Source organism: Acidimangrovimonas pyrenivorans, assembly GCF_042643245.1.
In the GTDB taxonomy this organism is placed as follows: domain Bacteria; phylum Pseudomonadota; class Alphaproteobacteria; order Rhodobacterales; family Rhodobacteraceae; genus Acidimangrovimonas; species Acidimangrovimonas pyrenivorans.
In genome coordinates, this window is sequence record NZ_JBHRSK010000012.1 from 1 (window position 1) to 18,485 (window position 18,485).

General features: G+C 68.1%; 15 protein-coding genes. 10 read left to right on the forward strand and 5 right to left on the reverse strand.

Annotated elements, in window-relative coordinates; genetic code table 11:
• The first annotated feature begins 658 nt into the window (after positions 1 to 658).
• Complete coding sequence (locus ACFOES_RS14745; protein WP_377834073.1) at positions 659 to 1,891, forward strand: DEAD/DEAH box helicase; 1,233 nt, start codon at positions 659 to 661, stop codon at positions 1,889 to 1,891.
• Positions 1,892 to 1,943: 52 nt separating this feature from the next.
• Here ACFOES_RS14745 and ACFOES_RS14750 read toward each other — a convergent pair whose 3' ends face one another.
• The 3 genes from ACFOES_RS14750 to ACFOES_RS14760 all read right to left on the reverse strand — a co-directional run bounded on the left by ACFOES_RS14750 (position 1,944) and on the right by ACFOES_RS14760 (position 4,299).
• Positions 1,944 to 2,744: an aldolase gene (locus ACFOES_RS14750; protein ID WP_377834074.1), complete on the reverse strand. Its 801-nt coding sequence runs from the start codon at positions 2,742 to 2,744 to the stop codon at positions 1,944 to 1,946.
• Between the two features lie 183 nt (positions 2,745 to 2,927).
• A complete protein-coding gene (locus tag ACFOES_RS14755; RefSeq protein WP_377834075.1) occupies positions 2,928 to 3,446 on the reverse strand; it encodes a peptidoglycan-binding domain-containing protein in 519 nt (172 codons plus the stop codon).
• Positions 3,447 to 3,609: 163 nt separating this feature from the next.
• The gene (locus ACFOES_RS14760; protein WP_377834076.1) at positions 3,610 to 4,299 is read right to left on the reverse strand and encodes a cyclic nucleotide-binding domain-containing protein; all 690 of its coding nucleotides are present in this window, start codon (positions 4,297 to 4,299) and stop codon (positions 3,610 to 3,612) included.
• Positions 4,300 to 4,549: 250 nt separating this feature from the next.
• On the opposite strand from ACFOES_RS14760, the gene ACFOES_RS14765 reads away from it, so the two are divergent.
• From ACFOES_RS14765 to ACFOES_RS14800, 8 genes are all read left to right on the forward strand, one after another.
• Positions 4,550 to 5,920 (forward strand): MFS transporter, encoded by a 1,371-nt coding sequence (locus tag ACFOES_RS14765; RefSeq protein WP_377834077.1) that lies wholly within the window; start codon positions 4,550 to 4,552, stop codon positions 5,918 to 5,920.
• Positions 5,921 to 5,980: 60 nt separating this feature from the next.
• Positions 5,981 to 7,375, forward strand: coding sequence for a NarK family nitrate/nitrite MFS transporter (locus ACFOES_RS14770; protein ID WP_377834078.1), 1,395 nt, complete (start codon positions 5,981 to 5,983; stop codon positions 7,373 to 7,375).
• Between the two features lie 57 nt (positions 7,376 to 7,432).
• Positions 7,433 to 11,161 carry a nitrate reductase subunit alpha gene (locus tag ACFOES_RS14775; protein WP_377834079.1) on the forward strand — a complete coding sequence of 1,243 codons (3,729 nt, stop codon included), beginning with the start codon at positions 7,433 to 7,435 and terminating at the stop codon, positions 11,159 to 11,161.
• Entirely contained in the window at positions 11,158 to 12,681 is a 1,524-nt protein-coding gene (gene narH, locus ACFOES_RS14780; RefSeq protein ID WP_377834080.1) for a nitrate reductase subunit beta, read from the forward strand. The genes ACFOES_RS14775 and narH overlap by 4 nt, the downstream gene beginning before the upstream one ends.
• The gene (gene narJ, locus ACFOES_RS14785; protein WP_377834081.1) at positions 12,681 to 13,385 is read left to right on the forward strand and encodes a nitrate reductase molybdenum cofactor assembly chaperone; all 705 of its coding nucleotides are present in this window, start codon (positions 12,681 to 12,683) and stop codon (positions 13,383 to 13,385) included. The genes narH and narJ overlap by 1 nt, the downstream gene beginning before the upstream one ends.
• A gap of 11 nt (positions 13,386 to 13,396) precedes the next feature.
• The gene (narI, locus tag ACFOES_RS14790) at positions 13,397 to 14,173 is read left to right on the forward strand and encodes a respiratory nitrate reductase subunit gamma (RefSeq protein ID WP_377834082.1); all 777 of its coding nucleotides are present in this window, start codon (positions 13,397 to 13,399) and stop codon (positions 14,171 to 14,173) included.
• A 4-nt stretch (positions 14,174 to 14,177) separates the two neighbouring features.
• Positions 14,178 to 14,975 (forward strand): peptidylprolyl isomerase, encoded by a 798-nt coding sequence (locus ACFOES_RS14795; protein ID WP_377834083.1) that lies wholly within the window; start codon positions 14,178 to 14,180, stop codon positions 14,973 to 14,975.
• A gap of 64 nt (positions 14,976 to 15,039) precedes the next feature.
• Positions 15,040 to 15,561: a DUF2478 domain-containing protein gene (locus tag ACFOES_RS14800; RefSeq protein WP_377834084.1), complete on the forward strand. Its 522-nt coding sequence runs from the start codon at positions 15,040 to 15,042 to the stop codon at positions 15,559 to 15,561.
• A gap of 22 nt (positions 15,562 to 15,583) precedes the next feature.
• Here the strand turns inward: ACFOES_RS14800 and ACFOES_RS14805 are convergent, their stop codons facing one another.
• Together ACFOES_RS14805 and ACFOES_RS14810 are read right to left on the reverse strand one after the other, a co-directional pair.
• Entirely contained in the window at positions 15,584 to 16,603 is a 1,020-nt protein-coding gene (locus ACFOES_RS14805; protein WP_377834085.1) for an alpha/beta fold hydrolase, read from the reverse strand.
• 184 nt (positions 16,604 to 16,787) lie between these two features.
• Entirely contained in the window at positions 16,788 to 17,405 is a 618-nt protein-coding gene (locus ACFOES_RS14810; RefSeq protein WP_377834086.1) for a cysteine hydrolase family protein, read from the reverse strand.
• 97 nt (positions 17,406 to 17,502) lie between these two features.
• Here ACFOES_RS14810 and ACFOES_RS14815 point away from each other — a divergent pair, with 97 nt between their 5' ends.
• Positions 17,503 to 18,375 (forward strand): LysR family transcriptional regulator, encoded by an 873-nt coding sequence (locus ACFOES_RS14815; protein ID WP_377834087.1) that lies wholly within the window; start codon positions 17,503 to 17,505, stop codon positions 18,373 to 18,375.
• Positions 18,376 to 18,485: the final 110 nt, after the last annotated feature.

The following is an 18,485-nucleotide window of genomic DNA, read 5'->3' on the forward strand; positions in this document are numbered from 1 at the left end:
GCGCCCGCAGCAAGGCCCGGGGGTGCGCGACGCCGGTCACGGAACACTCGCAGGATGCGCGAGGGGCAGACGTGCGAACCCATGGTCTAGGCGGTTCACGGGATTTCCCCTGAGCAACATTCGGTGGTCCTTCCGTTTTCCGTTCAGGCGCGTCTTCGGCGCGCCGGGCGATAATGCGCGAAAACCTTTCCGGATTGAAAGGGTTTATATCCGGATGCGGGGTGGAGTCGCGGCGTGGCGGCTGCCGCGATGCCCGGGGGCACATCGCATTGCCTGCCGACCGGGCCCCGGGCGGGCAGACACCGGGCCGGGGCCCCTCGCCGTCAGGGCGCCGAAACGGCCGCGGTCGCAGGGCGCCGCCGTGGCTGCTGCCTCGGGCGCCCCTGCGCCAGGTGGTTGACTTTTCGCCTGCCGGGGCCCATGTCAGGCCCGAGATATCCTCTGCCGCGTGAGCAGCCCCGGGCATCGCCCCGATGACATGGACTATCTCGCTTGACAGGTTCCTCCCCACGCAAGGGGCCGCCGCGGCGACGGCCAGAGGGCAATCCGGCCCCCGGTCAGTGTGCCGCGCCCCCAGATCGCGACCGCCGGCTCGTTCGGAGCGGCGGCGCATAATTCGTGGCACCGGCCGACCGCCGTTGCCCTGTAGGACGACGATATGAGCTTCGAACAGATGGGGCTGCGCTCCAGCCTCCTGGCCAACTTGGCCAAAGCCGGGATCACCGATCCCACCCCGATCCAGAAAGACGCCATCCCCCATGCCATGGCCGGGCGCGACGTGATGGGCCTGGCCCAGACCGGCACCGGCAAGACGGCGGCCTTCGGCCTGCCGATCGCCGACGCCCTGCTGCGCATCGGCACCCCGGCCGAGCCGAAGACGGTGCGTGGCCTGATCCTGGCCCCGACGCGCGAGCTGGCCGGCCAGATCCGCGACAACCTCGCCACCTACCTGAAAGGCACGCATCTGCGCATCGGCCTCGTGGTCGGCGGTGCCGGCATCACCGGCCAGATCAACCGGCTGCAGCGCGGCACCGACCTGCTGATCGCGACGCCGGGCCGGCTGATCGACCTGCTCGACCGCCGCGCCGTGCGGCTCGACCAGACGCAATACCTGGTGCTGGACGAGGCCGACCAGATGCTCGACCTCGGCTTCATCCACGCCCTGCGCCGGATCGCCAAACTGCTGCCGAAGGAGCGCCAGACGCTGCTGTTCTCGGCGACGATGCCGAAGCAGATGGCCGAGCTGTCGACCGCCTACCTGACCGATCCGGTCCGGGTCGAGGTCTCGCCGCCCGGCAAGCCCGCCGACAAGATCGAGCAATCCGTGCATTTCGTCGAGCAGTCGGAGAAGGCGCGGCTGCTGAGTGGGCTGCTCGACGGTCACCGCAGCGAGCTGGCGCTGGTCTTCACCCGTACCAAGCACGGCGCCAACCGGCTGTGCAAGGCGCTGGAAAGCCAGGGCTTCGCCGCCGCCGCGATCCACGGCAACAAGTCGCAGGGCCAGCGGACGCGGGCGCTGCAGGCGTTCCGTGACGAGGAGCTGAAAATCCTCGTCGCCACCGATGTCGCCGCCCGCGGGCTGGACATTCCGCAGGTGCGCCACGTCTACAATTTCGATCTGCCCAACGTGCCGGACAACTACGTCCACCGCATCGGCCGCACCGCGCGGGCCGGGCGCGAGGGCTCGGCCGTGGCCTTCTGCGCGCCGCAGGAGCATGGCGAGCTGCTGGCGATCGAGAAGGTGATGGGGCGGCGGATTCCGGTGGCCGGCGGCACGCCGCCCAAGGGCGCTCCGGCACCCGAGGGCAAGGCGAAGGCCAAGCCGTCGGGCCAGCAGCGGTCGCGCCGGCGGAACCGGGGCCGGCGCCCGGCGAAGCGCCTCGCCGCGTAAGAGTTTCAGGGGCGGGGCGCCGGTCAGCCGGCGCCGCGCCTCGCCCGGAGGCTCAGAGCCGGTATTGCGGTTCCTCGGCATCCATCTGCCGGCGGATCGACTGCAGGTGCAGGCGGGCGGATTCGGCGTCGCCCTCGCGCATCTGCTCATAGGTCGCCTGGGCGATCTCGGGCGCGACCGGCAGAACCTTGCGCCCGGTCGCCATCGCCAGCACCTGCACCTCGGCCGCACGCTCGAGATAATAGAGGTCGTCCCAGGCCTCGGCGATGGTCGGGGCCAGCACCATGACGCCGTGATGCTTCATGAAGATGATGTCGGCATCGCCGACCGCCTCGGCGATGCGCGCGCCCTCGGCATGGTCGAGGGCGAGGCCGTTATAGGCGCTGTCGACCAGGGTGCGGCCGTAGAATTTCAGCGCCGTCTGCCCGGCCCAGACCAGCGGTTCGCCCTCGGTCATCGACAGCGCGGTGGCATAGGGCATGTGGGTGTGGAAGGCGACCTTGGCCCGCGGCACCCGCTTGTGGACCTCGGCATGGATGTAGAAGGCCGTCGCCTCGGGCGTGCCGTCGCCGTCGACGACATTGCCGTGAAAGTCGCAGATCAGCAGCTTGGAGGCCGTGATCTCGCGGAAGGCGTAGCCGTAGGGATTGACGATGAACAGATCGTCATGCCCGGGCACGACGGCCGAGAAGTGGTTGCAGATGCCCTCTTCGAAGCCGTTGCGGGCGGCCATGCGGAAGCAGGCGGCAAGGTCTTCCCGGGCGCTGCGGATCGCGTCGGTGGCAAGATCGGGGCGGTTGGGGCGCTCCGGCGCCGTCGCGGGCGTGGCGGCGTTCGGCAGGGCGTGGGCCATGGTCGTTCCTTCCGTTGGTCAAGCGGGCCCCGAGCTGCGCGGGCAGCGCCCGGGCCGCGGCGCGACCTTGCACGCCTTTCGGCCCGAACACAAACCTGCCCGCGATTCACCCCCGGCACAGCCTTTCGGCATCGCCCGCCCGGCCGACCATGGCCTCACGCCGCCCGCCCCCCGGCGCGGCGCTCAGTTGCGCCGCAGGATGCCCGAGAAGACCCGGTTCGAGCCTTCGACGGTGGTCAACCGGGCCACGTCGTCATGGCCGCGGGCATAGTCGAACACGGCCTGCCGGGTGCGCGGCCCCCAGACGCCGTCGAGCGTGCCGGCATAGTAGCCGCGCTGCATCAGCTCGTACTGGATCGACACCCGCAGCTGCCGGTCCTGGCTGTTGAAGGCGCGGTGGGTCGGCGAGATCGGCGTCGGCCGCGGCGCCGGGACATAGCGGACGTGGTGACGCTCGCGCCGCTCGTAGTAGTGGCGCTCGTAATGCGGCTGGCTGACCACGATCGGCTGCTGGACCTGGCGCCGCCGCTGGTCCTTGGCGATCTCGTGCACGACGACGCCGGTCGCGACGCCGATCAGGATGCCCTTGGCGATGTCGCCGTTCTGGGCCTGCGCCGGCTGCGCGGCAAGGCCGGCGGCCATCGACAGGGCGACGGTGGCGCCGATGAGCATTCGGGTCTGCGGGACAAGGCTGCGGATCATCTGGGAACTCCTTCGGAATCGATTGGGCGACTGCGGCGGGCAATCGCGACGCAACCGATCTGGGGCCGGGGCCGCCTGACAGGCAATATCAGGGCCGTGTTATCCGATAACAAGCGCCCTAGTCTGCGTGCAAAATTGCGTTATTCCAATTGCTTGGAAGATTTCACCCGGTGGGATCGTCGATCAGGTGGGACGGCTTGGCAAAGCGGTCCAGATCACCCGCTGACTCGATCGTCACCTGTGCGCCGTCGATCCTGACGCCATAGGGTTGCAGCGCCCGGATCGCCCGCGACAGGTTCTCGGGCGTCATGTTGAGATAGGAGGCCAGCCGCCGCTTCTCGATCCCCAGATCGAAGGTGGTCCGGCCATGGGCATGGCGCAGGATGTAATTCGCCAGCCGCTCGATCGAGCTGCGCAGCTTGAGCTCCTTGGCGTGGCGGACGACGCCGCGATAGCACTGCGCCAGCTCGGTCACCACGGCGCGGGCGAAGGCGTTGTCGTATTCGAACACCTTGCGCACGTCGCCCGAGGGCAGCAGCACGACGCGCGACCGTTCCAGCGTCCGGGCCGACATCAGGTAGGGCGCGTCCTTGATCGTCGCGGCGAGGATGAAGGTCGAGATCGGCCGCACCGTCGCCATCACCGTCTCGTTCCGGTTCCAGGAGGCGAACAGCTCGACGCTGCCCTCGATCACGATATGGAGGAAATCCGAGCGGTCGCCCTCGGTGATCAGCTCGATCTGCGGCGGGAAGGTCTGGACATAGGCGCCGCGGATCAGTGTCTCGAAATTGCCCTGCTCCATGTCGGCGAACAGCGGCAGTTGCCGAATCTCCGGGATGTCGTCGGCTCTCATCGTGGGCCTCCCCTCATCGCTTGACATTTATCAAGCGAGGGCGGGCGGATTGTCAATCGGGCCGGCGACTTTCTTCGATGCTGCGGCTGCAAAATGCTTCGCCCCAACCCGACATTTTTCTCTAAGCTACTTATTTCATTGCCATTTTAGATTTTCTTGATCTGGGTCAACTCTTCCTCAACCCGGCTCCCCCCAGTCTTGAGGCAACCAAACGGGAACGCACATAATCCTCAAGTCCGGAGGCACGGCAATGCACACCCTCGACGGCGTCACGCGATCAGACCAGGCAAGGGCGCTCGGCCTGAGCACTTTCGCCTTTACCGTCTGTTTCGCTGTCTGGACCATCTTCTCGATCATCGGCGTCAGGATCAAAGGCGAGCTTGGCCTCAACGATACCGAGTTCGGCCTGCTGGTCGCCACCCCGGTCCTGACCGGTTCGGTCAGCCGGATCTTCCTCGGTGTCTGGACCGAACAGTTCGGCGGCCGGGTCATCTTCCCGCTGCAGATGATGATCACCGCGATCTGCGTCTGGCTGCTGACCTCGGTCCATACCTACGAGATCTTCCTGATTGCCGCGCTCGGCCTCGGGCTGGCTGGCGGCTCGTTCATCGTCGGCATCGCCTATACCTCGCGCTGGTTCGACAAGGAGCACCAGGGCACCGCGCTGGGCATCTTCGGCGCCGGCAATGTCGGCGCCGCGGTGACCAACTTCGCCGCGCCCTTCCTTGTCGTCGCGCTGGGCTGGGAGGGCACCGCCAAGGTCTATGCCGTGGTGCTGGCGGCCACCGCGATCCTGTTCGCCGTCTTCGCCAAGACCGACCCCGAGCAGAGCGCCCGGCGGCAGAGCGGCAAGCGCGCCGTCTCGACGCTGGAACAGCTGGCGCCGCTGAAGAAGATGCAGGTCTGGCGCTTCGCGACCTATTACTTCTTCGTCTTCGGCGGCTTCGTCGCGCTGGCCTCGTTCCTGCCGCGCTACTATGTCGGCGCCTACGGGCTGCCGCTGACCACCGCCGGGGTCTTCGCCGGGCTCTACTCGCTGCCGGCCTCGGTGTTCCGGGCCCTGGGCGGCTGGATGTCGGACCGCTGGGGCGCCCGCGCCATCATGTACCTGACCTTCCTGGTCTCGCTGGCGGTGCTGTTCATCCTGAGCTACCCGCAGACCAGCTATACCGTCGCCGGCATCCACGCCCCGATCAGCTTCCAGTTCGGCCTCTCGGTCGGCGTCTTCGTCGCCCTGACGGTGCTGCTGGGCTTCATGATGAGCCTCGGCAAGGCGGCGGTCTACAAGCACATCCCGGTCTACTACCCGCACCATGTCGGCGCCGTCGGCGGCCTTGTGGGGATGATCGGTGGGCTGGGCGGCTTCGTGCTGCCGATCTGCTTCGGCATCCTGCTCGACACCACCGGCATCTGGACCGCGCCCTTCATGCTGATGTTCGCCATCGTCGCGCTCTCGACGGTGTGGATGCACGTCGCCATCCGCCGCATGGAGCGCCGCCGCCACCCCGCCCTGGCCGCGGAGAAGTTCCTCTCCGACGTGCCGGACGCGCCGCTGACCCGGCCGGAAGCCGGCGCCGCCCCGCGGCCCGAGGCCCCGCGCGGCGCCCACCTGGCCGAGTAATCCAACAGCGCCGGGCCGCGCAGGCCCGGCCCCCACAGCCACGCCACAGGAGACAGTCTCATGGCGACGACCAACACCAATATCGGGCAGCACGGCCATACCCTGACCGACTGGCGCCCCGAAGATGCGAAATTCTGGGCAAGCCGCGGCCATGCCATCGCCACCCGCAACCTCTGGATCTCGATCCCCGCCCTGCTTCTGGCCTTCAGCGTCTGGATGGTATGGTCGGTCGTGGTCGCCAAGATGCCCGCCATCGGCTTCAACTTCTCGGTCGGCGAACGCTTCTGGCTCGCCGCGCTGCCGGGCCTGTCGGGGGCGACGCTGCGGATCTTCTACAGCTTCATGATCCCGATCTTCGGCGGCCGGCTGTGGACGACGCTGTCGACCGCCTCGCTGCTGCTGCCCGCCGTCGGCATCGGCATGGCGGTGCAGAATCCCGACACCTCCTACCTGACCTTCCTGATCCTGGCGCTGCTCTGCGGCTTCGGCGGCGGCAACTTCGCCTCGTCGATGGCCAATATCGCCTTCTTCTACCCCAAGAAGACCAAGGGCAACGCGCTGGCGCTGAATGCCGGTCTGGGCAACCTCGGCGTCTCGGTGATGCAGTTCGTCGTCCCGGTGGTCATCACCATGGGCGTCTTCGGCGCGATCGGCGGCGACGCCCAGACGCTGAGCGACGGCAGCCAGCTCTGGGTCCAGAACGCCGGCTATATCTGGGTGCCCTTCATCGTGCTCAGCACGCTGGCGGCCTGGTTCGGCATGAACGATATCGCCGATGCCAAGGCCAGCCTGTCGGACCAGGCGATCATCCTCAAGCGCAAGCATAACTGGGTGATGTCGCTGCTCTACACCGGCACCTTCGGCAGCTTCATCGGCTATTCCGCCGGCTTCCCGCTGCTGATGAAGACCCAGTTCCCCGAGGTCGACGTCCTTGCCTATGCCTTCCTCGGCCCGCTGGTGGGCGCGCTGAGCCGGGCCGGCACCGGCTGGATCTCGGACAGGTTCGGCGGCGGCCGGGTCACTTTCTGGACCTTCCTCGGCATGATCGTCGCGGTGCTGGGCGTGCTGCAGTTCCTTCCCCTGGGCGACAGCCATGGCAGCTTCTGGGGCTTCTTCGCCTGCTTCATGGCGCTGTTCTTCCTGACCGGGGTCGGCAACGCCTCGACCTTCCAGATGATCCCCACGATCATGCGCCAGGAAGTGCCGCGGCTGATGCCGCAGCTGGACGAGGCCGCGACCCTGAAACAGTCCGAGCGCGAGAGCGCCGCGATCATCGCCTTCACCAGCGCCATCGCCGCCTACGGCGCCTTCTTCATCCCCAAGGCCTATGGCAGCTCGATCGCCCTGACCGGCGGACCCGCCGCCGCGCTGTGGTGCTTCGCGCTGTTCTACGCGCTCTGCGTCGGGGTGACCTGGGCCTTCTACACCCGCAAGGGCGCCAAAACCCCGTGCTGACGACATGACGGCGGCGCGTCCGCAGCGGCGCGCGCCCCACCCCCCGAGGAGACCGACATGAGCCACCTGCTCGACAGACTGAACTTCCTCCAGTCGAAGGAACTGGAACGCTTCTCTAACGGCCACGGACAGGTGACCCGCGAGAGCCGCGACTGGGAGGACACCTACAGAAACCGCTGGCGCCACGACAAGATCGTGCGCTCGACCCACGGGGTGAACTGCACCGGGTCGTGCAGCTGGAAGATCTACGTCAAGTCCGGGATCGTCACCTGGGAAACCCAGCAGACCGACTATCCCCGCACCCGGCCGGGCCTGCCCAACCACGAGCCGCGCGGCTGCGCCCGCGGCGCCTCCTACAGCTGGTATCTCTATTCCGCGGCGCGGATGAAGCACCCGATGGTGCGCGGCTCGCTGCTGCGGATGTGGCGCGAGAAGCGCAAGACGCTGGCGCCCGTTGAGGCCTGGAGCGCGATCCAGGCCGACCCGATCCTGCGCGCCGAATACACGCGCAACCGCGGCAAGGGCGGCTTCGTCCGCGCCAGCTGGGACGAGGCGACCGAGCTTGCCGCCGCCGCCAACGCCTACACGGCGAAGAAATACGGCCCCGACCGGGTCTTCGGCTTCTCGCCGATCCCGGCGATGTCGATGGTCTCCTACGCCGCCGGCGCCCGCTACCTGTCGCTGATGGGCGGCACCTGCCTGTCCTTCTACGACTGGTATTGCGACCTGCCGCCGGCCAGCCCCCAGACCTGGGGCGAGCAGACCGACGTGCCGGAATCGGCCGACTGGTACAATGCCGGTTTCCTGCTGATCTGGGGCTCGAACGTGCCGCAGACCCGGACGCCCGACGCCCATTTCTATACCGAGGCGCGCTATCGCGGCACCAAGTCCGCGGTCATCTGCCCCGACTATTCCGAGGCCTCCAAGTTCGGCGATATCTGGCTCAACCCGAAACAGGGCACCGACAGCGCACTGGCGATGGCGATGGGCCACGTGATCCTGCGCGAGTATCACCTCGACCGGCAGGCCGCCTATTTCGAGGATTACGCGCGGCGCTATTCCGACATGCCGATGCTGGTGCGGCTGGATGAAAGGGACGGCCGCTATCTGCCCGGCAAGATGCTGCGTGCCGCCGACCTGGCCAAGGGGCTGGGCGAGACCAACAACCCGGACTGGAAGACCGTGGCCTATGATGAAGCCGCTGGCGACATGGTCGTGCCCAACGGCTCGATCGGCTTCCGCTGGGGCGAAGAGGGCAAGTGGAACCTCGAGGAGCGCGCCGGCAGCGCCGGGACCAGGCTGCGGCTGAGCCAGATCCTCGAGGAGGATCACGACGATGTCGTCGGCGTCGACTTCCCCTATTTCGGCGGCGCGGCGACCGGGACCTTCGTCAAGTGCGAGCACCCCGAGGTGCTGACCCGCAATGTGCCTGTCCGCAGCGTCAGTCTGGCGGATGGTTCCGAGGCGCTGGTGGCGACGGTGTTCGACCTGCTTTGCGCCAATTACGGGCTCGACCGCGGCCTCGGCGGCGACTGGGTCAGCCACGACTTCAATGACGACCTGCCCTACACGCCGGCCTGGGCCGAGAAGATCACCGGGGTGAAGGCCGAGAAAATCATCGCCGTGGCGCGCGAATTCGCCACCAATGCCGAGAAGACCCAGGGCAAGTCGATGGTCATCCTCGGGGCCGGTCTGAACCACTGGTACCACATGGACATGAACTACCGCGGCATCATCAACATGCTGGTGATGTGCGGTTGCGTCGGCCAGTCCGGCGGCGGCTGGAGCCACTATGTCGGCCAGGAGAAGCTGCGCCCGCAGACCGGCTGGCTGCCCTTGGCCTTCGGTCTCGACTGGAACCGGCCCCCGCGGCAGATGAACGGCACCTCGGCCTTCTACGCCCATACCGACCAGTGGCGCTACGAGACGCTGGGGGCGGGCGAGATCCTGTCGCCGACCGCGCCCGAGGGCGACTGGGACGTCTCGCTGATCGACTACAACATCCGGGCCGAGCGGATGGGCTGGCTGCCTTCGGCGCCGCAGCTCAAGACCAACCCGCTCGAAGTGGCCAAGGCCGCCAAGGCCGCCGGGATGGAGCCGAAGGACTACGTTGCCGAGAAGCTCAAGTCGGGCGAATTGCAGATGTCCTGCGAGGACCCGGACGCGCCCGAGAACTGGATGCGCAACCTCTATGTCTGGCGTTCGAACCTGCTCGGCTCGTCGGGCAAGGGGCACGAGTATTTCATCAAGCACCTGCTCGGCACCGACAGCGGCGTGATCGGCAAGGACCTGGGCGAAGAGGGCCGGGCCAAGCCGAAAGAGGCCGTCTGGCACGACGAGGCGCCGCAGGGCAAGCTCGACCTGCTGGTCTGCATCGACTTCCGGATGTCGACCACGGCGGTCTACTCGGACGTCGTCCTGCCGACGGCAAGCTGGTACGAGAAGAACGACCTCAACACCAGCGACATGCACCCGTTCATCCACCCGCTGCAGGCGGCGGTCGATCCGGCCTACGAGTCGAAATCCGACTGGGAGATCTTCAAGGCGATCGCCAAGAAGCTGCAGCAGGTGTCCGAGGGTGTGCTGGGGGTCGAAACCGACATCGTCCAGGCGCCGATCCTGCATGACACGGCGGGCGAGCTGGCCCAGCCCGACGTGCTGGACTGGAAGAAGGGCGAATGCGACCTGATCCCGGGCAAGACAGCGCCGAACTACGTTGCCGTCGAGCGCGACTATACCGCGATCTACGACCGCTTCGTCGCCGTCGGGCCGCTGCTCGACAAGCTGGGCAACGGCGGCAAGGGGATCGGCTGGGACACCAAGGTCGAAGTCGAGGAGCTGCGCAGGCTCAACGGCGTCTGGCAGGACGGCCCGGCCAAGGGCTGCGCCAAGATCGAGACCGACATCGACGCGACCGAGGTGATCCTGATGCTGGCGCCCGAGACCAACGGCGAGGTGGCGGTCAAGGCCTGGGGGGCGCTCGAAAAGCCCACCGGCCGCGGCCACAAGCACCTGGCCGAGGGGCAGGAGCACACCAAGATCCGCTTCCGCGACATCGCCGCCCAGCCGCGCAAGATCATCTCGTCGCCGACCTGGTCGGGGATCGAGAGCGAGGAGGTCTGCTACAATGCCGGCTACACCAACGTCCACGAGTTGATCCCGTGGCGTACCCTGTCGGGCCGTCAGCAGCTCTACCAGGATCACCTGTGGATGCGGGCCTTCGGCGAGGGCTTCGTCTCGTACCGGCCGCCGGTCGACCTCAAGACGGTGACACAGGAGGTGCTGGCCGGCGACGACAAGCATGTCGTGCTGAACTTCATCACCCCGCACCAGAAATGGGGCATCCACTCGACCTATTCCGACAACCTGCTGATGCTGACGCTGAACCGCGGCGGGCCGGTGGTCTGGATCTCGGAGGTCGACGCCAGGAAGGCCGGGATCGAGGATAACGACTGGATCGAGGCCTACAACGCCAACGGCGCCCTCACCGCCCGGGCGGTCGTCTCGCAGCGCATGAAGGAAGGCACGGTCTTCATGTATCACGCGCAGGAGAAGATCATCAACACGCCCGGCTCGCAGAAGACCGGCCTGCGCGGCGGCATCCACAACTCGGTGACCCGCGCGACGCTGAAGCCGACCCACATGATCGGCGGCTACGCCCAGCTGTCCTGGGGTTTCAACTACTACGGCACCGTCGGCGCCAACCGCGACGAATTCGTCGTCGTCCGCAAGATGAACAAGATCGACTGGCTCGACCAGCCGGCCAAACAGGAGGCCGCAGAATGAGAGTGCGCGCGCAAATCGGCATGGTGCTGAACCTCGACAAGTGCATCGGGTGCCACACCTGCTCCGTGACCTGCAAGAACGTCTGGACCAGCCGCGACGGCGTCGAATACGCGTGGTTCAACAATGTCGAGACCAAGCCGGGCACCGGCTATCCGACCGACTGGGAAAACCAGAAACGCTGGAACGGCGGCTGGCGGCGGACCCGCGGCGGCAAGCTGATCCCGCGCCAGGGCTCGAAATGGCGGATCGCGGCGAACATCTTCGCCAATCCCGACCTGCCCGAGATCGACGACTATTACGAGCCGTTCGATTTCGACTATGCCCACCTCGCCAACGCACCGCAGACCGACGCCTTCCCGACCGCCCGGCCGCGCTCGAAGATCACCGGCGAGCGGATCGAGAAGATCGAGAAGGGCCCGAACTGGGAGGAAATCCTGGGCGGCGAATTCGCGAAACGGTCGCAGGACTACAATTTCGAGGGCGTCCAGAAGGAGATCTACGGCGAATACGAGAACACCTTCATGATGTATCTCCCGAGGCTGTGCGAGCATTGCCTCAACCCGGCCTGCGCCGCCTCCTGCCCCTCGGGCGCGATCTACAAGCGCGAGGAGGACGGTGTCGTCCTGATCGACCAGGAGAAATGCCGGGGCTGGCGGATGTGCGTCTCGGGCTGCCCCTACAAGAAGGTCTATTACAACTGGTCGACCGGCAAATCCGAGAAATGCACCCTGTGCTATCCGCGGCTCGAATCCGGCCAGCCGACCGTTTGTTCGGAAACCTGCGTCGGCCGCATCCGCTATCTCGGCGTCATCCTCTACGACGCCGACAAGATCGAGGCGGCCGCCAACGCGCCGACCGAACAGCAGCTCTATGACGCCCAGCTCGATGTCTTCCTCGACCCGCACGATCCGGTGGTGATCGAGACCGCGCGGGCCGACGGCGTGCCCGAGGAGTGGATCGAGTCGGCGCAGAACAGCCCGATCTGGAAGATGGCGATGGAGTGGAAGGTCGCCTTCCCGCTGCACCCGGAATACCGGACGCTGCCGATGGTCTGGTACATCCCGCCGCTCAGCCCGATCCAGAACGCGGCCGAGGCCGGGGCCATCGGCATGGACGGCGCGATGCCGGACGTGCGCAACCTGCGCATCCCGCTGCGCTACCTCGCCAACATGCTGACGGCGGGTGACGAGGCGCCGATCGCCAATGCGCTGGAACGGATGCTGGCGATGCGGGCCTACATGCGGGCCAAGACGGTGGACGGCGTCATCGACGAGGGCATCGCCGCGCGTGTCGGCCTCTCGGGCCGGGTGATCGAGGAGATGTACAGGATCATGGCGCTGGCCGATTACGAGGACCGCTTCGTGATCCCGACGACCCACCGAGAGCAGGTCGAGGACGCCTATGACATCCGCACCGGCGAGGGCTTTACCGATTGCAACAGCTGCTCCACCGGGATGTCGAAGGGCTCGCTCTTCGGCGGCCAGAAGCGGCCACTGAAGATGCCGCAGGAGGTACAGTGATGGACAAGACCCTGAAAACCCTGTCGCTGCTGCTCAGCTACCCGACCGAGGAGTTGCAGCAGGCGCTGCCCGAACTCTGCACCGTGCTGACCCGCGATGGCCGGCTGACCGACATCCTGCGGCGCCATCTCAGGCCGTTGCTGCACGAGCTCGAGGTGGGCGACATCTACGCGCTGCAGGCGCGTTACGTCGACCTGTTCGACCGCAGCCGCAGCCTGTCGCTCAACCTGTTCGAGCATGTCCACGGCGAGAGCCGCGACCGCGGCGGCGCCATGGTCAGCCTGCTGGAAACCTACCGCGCCGGCGGCTTCGAGCCGGCGACGACCGAGCTGCCCGACCACCTGCCGGTGCTGCTGGAATACCTGTCGCTGCGGCCGGAAGAAGAGGTGACCGAGATCCTGGCCGATGCCGCCCATATCCTCGCCGCGCTCGAGGCCCGGCTGGTGATGCGCGAAAGCGCCTATTCGGCGGTCTTCAGCCTTGTTCTCCACCTTGTCGGGGCGCGGGCCGATGCCGGCGCGGTCGCCCATCTGCTCGAGCGGCCCGAGGACGACCCGGACGATCTCGAACAGCTCGACGCGCTCTGGGAGGAGACCGAGGTCACCTTCGGTCCCGACCCCAATGCCGGCTGCCCGCAGGTGCGCGACATGCTCGCGCGGATGGACACGCCCCAAACGCGCCCCGCCCGGACCGCGGCGGAATGACGGAGGCTCAGATGAACAACTTCTTCTTCGGCATCTACCCCTACATCGCGCTCAGCGTGATGATCTTCGGCTCGATCGCCCGTTACGAGCGCGACCCCTTCACCTGGAAAAGTTCGTCGAGCCAGCTGCTGCGCCGCAAGCAGCTGGTGCTGGGGTCGATCCTGTTCCATGTCGGCGTGCTGACCATCCTGGTCGGCCATGTCGCCGGGTTGCTGACGCCGGTCTGGATCATCGACGCGCTCGGCATCGGCCATGCCTTCAAGCAGGTCGTCGCGATGACGGTCGGCGGCATCGCCGGGGTGATGGCGCTCATTGGCGGCGGCATGCTGTTCCACCGCCGCTGGACCGACCCGCGCATCCGCAAGACCTCCTCGGTCGCCGATATCGGCATCCTCGGGCTGCTGTTGCTGCAGCTGCTGCTCGGCGTCAGCACAATCTTCGCCTCGGCCCGGCATCTCGACGGCCACGAGATGCTGAAATTCATGCATTGGGCCCAGGGCATTCTGACCTTCCGCCCGGACGCGGCGGCGCAGATCGCCGACGTGGCACTGATCTTCAAGCTGCATATCGTCTGCGGGCTGACGATCTTCCTGCTGTTCCCCTTCACCCGGCTGGTCCACATGCTCTCGGTTCCGGTCCGCTATTTCTGGCGCCCCGGTTACCAGATCGTGCGCTCGCGCCGGACCACGCCGCTGCCGTCGCATAGCGATGCCGAGATCGCGCGGGCGAAGGTGGCCTCGGCCAAGGCGGCCCCGGCCGGGCCGCGCGCGCCCTCGTTGGCGGAGTAGGGCCATGAACAAGCCCCTGTTTCCCGAAGTGGTCGTGAACGGCCAGAAAATCCCCCCGGCGGCGATCGCCGCCGAGGCCCAGCACCACGACGCCCCGGCCGACAAGCCCGGTCATGCCTGGCGCAAGGCGGCGCATGCCCTGGCGGTGCGGGCGCTGCTGCTGCAGGAGGCCGAGCGGCGCGGCATCGAGGCCGATCCCGAGGAGATCGCTCCCGGGCAATGCGAGACCGAAGAGGAGGCCCGGCTGCGGGCATTGCTGGATGAGGCGATCGAGGTGGCGGCGCCGGACGAGGCCGCGATCCGCGCCGAATGGGCGCGCGATCCCGACCGGTTCCGCGCCCCGCCGCTATGGGAGGCCGCGCATATCCTGATCGCCTGCGACCCGCGCGACAAGGATCAGCGCGCAGCGGCCGAGGCGCGGGCCCGGGCTCTGACAAAGGAAGTCCTCGCGGCGCCGAAGGGCTTTGCCCGGCTGGCCGAGGAGAACAGCGATTGTTCCTCGCGCGGCGAGGGCGGGCTGCTGGGCCAGCTCGGCCCCGGCGACACGGTGCCGGAATTCGAGGCCGCGCTGCGCAGCCTGACCGAGGGCGAGATCACGGCGGCGCCGGTGCTCAGCCGCTTCGGCTGGCATATCATCCGCCTCGACGCGGCGGCCGAGGGCGCGCCCTTGCCCTACGAGACCGTCCGCCCCCGGATCGCCGAAGCGCTGGAGAAGGCGGCCTGGACGGCGGGCCTGCGCGATTTCGTCGCCACGCTCGCCGCCGCGGCCGAGATCTCCGGCGCCGATCTCGCGATCCATTGAGGCGGGCCGATGCCGATCAGCGCGGCCGCGCCGTCCTGCCCTGTAGCCAAGAAGGAGCCCCCTCATGTATTCGATCGCGACGGTGCGCAGCCCCGGACGGGGCGATACCGACCTGCTGCTGGCCCGCTTTGCCGAGCATGCCACGGGCCGCGGCCTGCGGGTCTGCGGCACGGTCCAGATCAATAGCGAACGCGTGCCTGCGCATGCCTGCGACATGGACATCAAGGTGCTGCCCGACGGGCCGGTGCTGCGCATCTCGCAGGCGCTGGGGGCCGGGTCGCGCGGCTGCCGGCTCGATCCGGCGGCGCTGGAACAGGCCGTCGCCGGCGTCGAACGCGCCCTGCAGGGCGGCGCCGACCTGCTGATCGTCAACAAGTTCGGCAAGATGGAGGCGGAGGGCCGCGGGCTGCGCGGGGTGATCGCCGAGGCGGTGGCGCGGTCGATCCCGGTGCTGGTCGGGGTGAACGGGCTGAATGCGGATGCGCTGGAGGATTTCGCCGCCGGCATGCGCCAGCCGCTCGCCCCGGACATCGCCGCGCTCAGCGCCTGGCTCGACGCCGTTCAGGCCGGCCGGGCGGTCGCCTGACAGGCCGCGTGCCGCGGGGCTGTCAGCCGACGAGCAGCTCCGCCACCGCCCGGCGCAGGACCGCCTCGTCCTCGGGATTGAAGACCGGGTTGCCGGCGCGATGGCCCCAGATCGACTCGATCGGGCGGAGCTCGGCGTTCGGCATCATCGCGGTCTCGATCTCGCTGTCCTCGGGCGTGAAGTAGAGATCGGTGCGCGACGGCATGACGATGCTGCGCGCCGTGATCGCGCCGAGCGCCGCGGCCAGATCGCCGTTGTAGAGCGCGTTGTCCGAGATGTCCGAGGCCATCCAGGTCTCGAGCCCGGCCAGCAGGTCATGGGCGTCGCGGCGCAGGAAGTTCGCCTCCCACGAGCGCACCAGGAAATCCTCGAGCGAGCTGAAGCCGGCCTGTTCGTAGAGCTTCTCGCGATAGAAGGCCTGCGACATCGCCCAGCCGGCATAGACGCGGCCCATCGCCCGCAGCCCGCGCACGGGGTGGGCGGCGAAATGGTCGCCGCGCCAGTTCGGATCGCCGGTCAACGCCGCGCGGACGCCTTCGAGGAAGACCTTGTTGTGGATCGAGGTCCGGGCCGAGCCGCAGACGGCGCAGATACGCTCGACCCGGTCGGGAAAGATCGCGCCCCAGTGCAACGCCTGTTGCGCGCCCATCGACCAGCCATAGACCATCGCCAGCCGCTCGATGCCGAACTCCGCCTCGAGCATCCGGCGCTGGGCGTGGACGTTGTCCCAGTGGGTGAAGGTCGGGCAACGGTCCGGGCCGAACGGGGCGTCGAGGTTCGAGGGCGAGGACGACAGGCCGTTGCCGAACATGTTCGGGATGACGATGAACCACTCCCTCGGGTCCAGCACCCGGCCCGGCCCGATCAGCCACTCGGTGTCGTGATGCTGGGCGCCGTAGGAAGTCGGGTAGAGGATGACATTGGACTTGTCCCCGGCCAGCCGGCCATAGGTCTTGTAGGTGATCTGCGCGCGCGGCAGGGTGATCCCCCGCTGAAGCGTCAGGTTTTCGATCTCGAAGATCCGATGATCCGCCGATGCCATGCGCGCCTCCCGATTCCGGGCCCGCAAGCTGCGGGGCCCTGCCTGCAATTCCTACCCTAGCGAAACCGGTGGTGGAAAAAAGGCATTTCCGGCCGTGCAGGGGGGGGGCCGCTCCCCTGCGAAGGGCAGAGAGACCGAGGCGGATCGGCCCCCCGCGATCATCCCGGCAGGCATGGCGGCGGTTTCAGGCGTTGAGGGGAAACAGGGATGCGGCATCCGGCACGATGCGCGCGAAGCGGTCGGCCAGCGCCGCCAGGGCTGCTGCCTGGACCTGGGCGGCCGGCACGATCCCCGCGCCAGCGGCGGCCGGCAGATCGCGCGTGGCGGTGGCATCGGCGACGATGGTGCAGGCAAGGCCGAGGTCGAGCGCCGCCCGGGCCGTCGAACTGACGCACATATGGGTCATGAAGCCGGCGAGGATCAGGTTCCTGGTGCCGAGCGCGGCCAGCCGCGCCTGCAGGTCGGTGCCGGCGAAGGCGTTCGGCAGGGCCTTGACCACGACCGCCTCGTCCGCGGCGGGCTCGAGCCCGGCGATCGGCAGCACGAAGCCCCGGTCCGGGTCGAAGACGGCGCCGCCCGGCCGGCCGTGATGCAGAACATGGATCACGGGCACCGCGGCGGCCCGCGCGGCGTCAAGCAGATCGCCGGCGCCGGCCACCGCGACGTCGATACCGGCCAGCGGCAGGCTGCCGCTGTCATATTCGCGCTGGGCGTCGATCAGGACGACGGCGGCATTGGCGAGATCGGTCGTGGCAGGCGGGGCGCCGGCAAGCTGCAGCAGGGTCTTGGGATCGTTGGTCATCGGGCGGTCCTCTAGGGGTGAGCCACCCGGATAAGCGGTTTCGGCCTGAACGGAAACTTGCTAATTATGTGCAGCGGCTGATCGAAAATTGACAGGCATGCTCGACTGGCAGGACATTCGTTTCTTCGTCACCCTCACCCATGAGGGGACGCTCTCGGCGACGGCCCGGGCGCTGGGCGTGACCCATGCGACGGTGGCGCGGCGCATCGACCAGCTCGAGCGGTCGGTCGGCCAGCGGCTTTTCGAGCGGCATCCCGGCGGTTATGGGCTCACCGCGGCGGGGCGCACCGTCCTCGACGCGGCGGAACGCATGGCCGAGGCGGCGGGGCAGATCAGCGCGGATCTGCTGCATGGCGGCCAGCGCCCCGTGGTGGTGCGGGTGACGGCGACGCGGAGCATCGCCGACCTGCTGATCGCGCCCCGGCTCGGCGATTTCCTGGCCGGCCATCCCGATATCGACATCGAGCTGATCGCCGAGAGCCGCAACCTCAGCCTCGCCCGGCGCGAGACCGACCTCGCCCTGCGCCTCGGTCGCCCGGCCGAGGGCGAGCTTCTCGCGCGCCGGCTGGCCGACCTGCCCTATGCCTTCTATGCCACCGCCGCCTACCGGGACGCGATGCCGAAGGACCGGACCCCGGCGCTTTTCGGCTTCGACGACAGCAGCGCGGATCTCGAAGAGGCGGCCTGGGCGCGGCAGACGCTTGGTGCGCGCCGGCGGTTGCAGTCGAACAGCCTTCTGGCGCAGGCGGCGGCGGCGCGCTCGGGGCAGGGGGTGGTTCTTCTGCCCCGGATGATCGGCGGCCTCTGGCCGGATCTGGTCGAGGTCGCGCTGGGCCCGAAACCGCCGGTGCGGGAGCTGTGGCTGGTGATGCGGCGGGACCTGAAACGCCATCCGCGCGTGCGGGCCGTCGCCGACCACCTGATCGGCCTCTTCTCCGGGCCCGACTGCGCCCGGCACATCAACGCGTGAGCGGAAGTCGGGGCATTCGAGCCTTCAGGCCCATGAGGTCGTGTGAAAAAGGCACCGCCCATGGAGCGCGCGCCGCGCAATCTCATGCGCGCCGCGCCCGGCCATGCGCT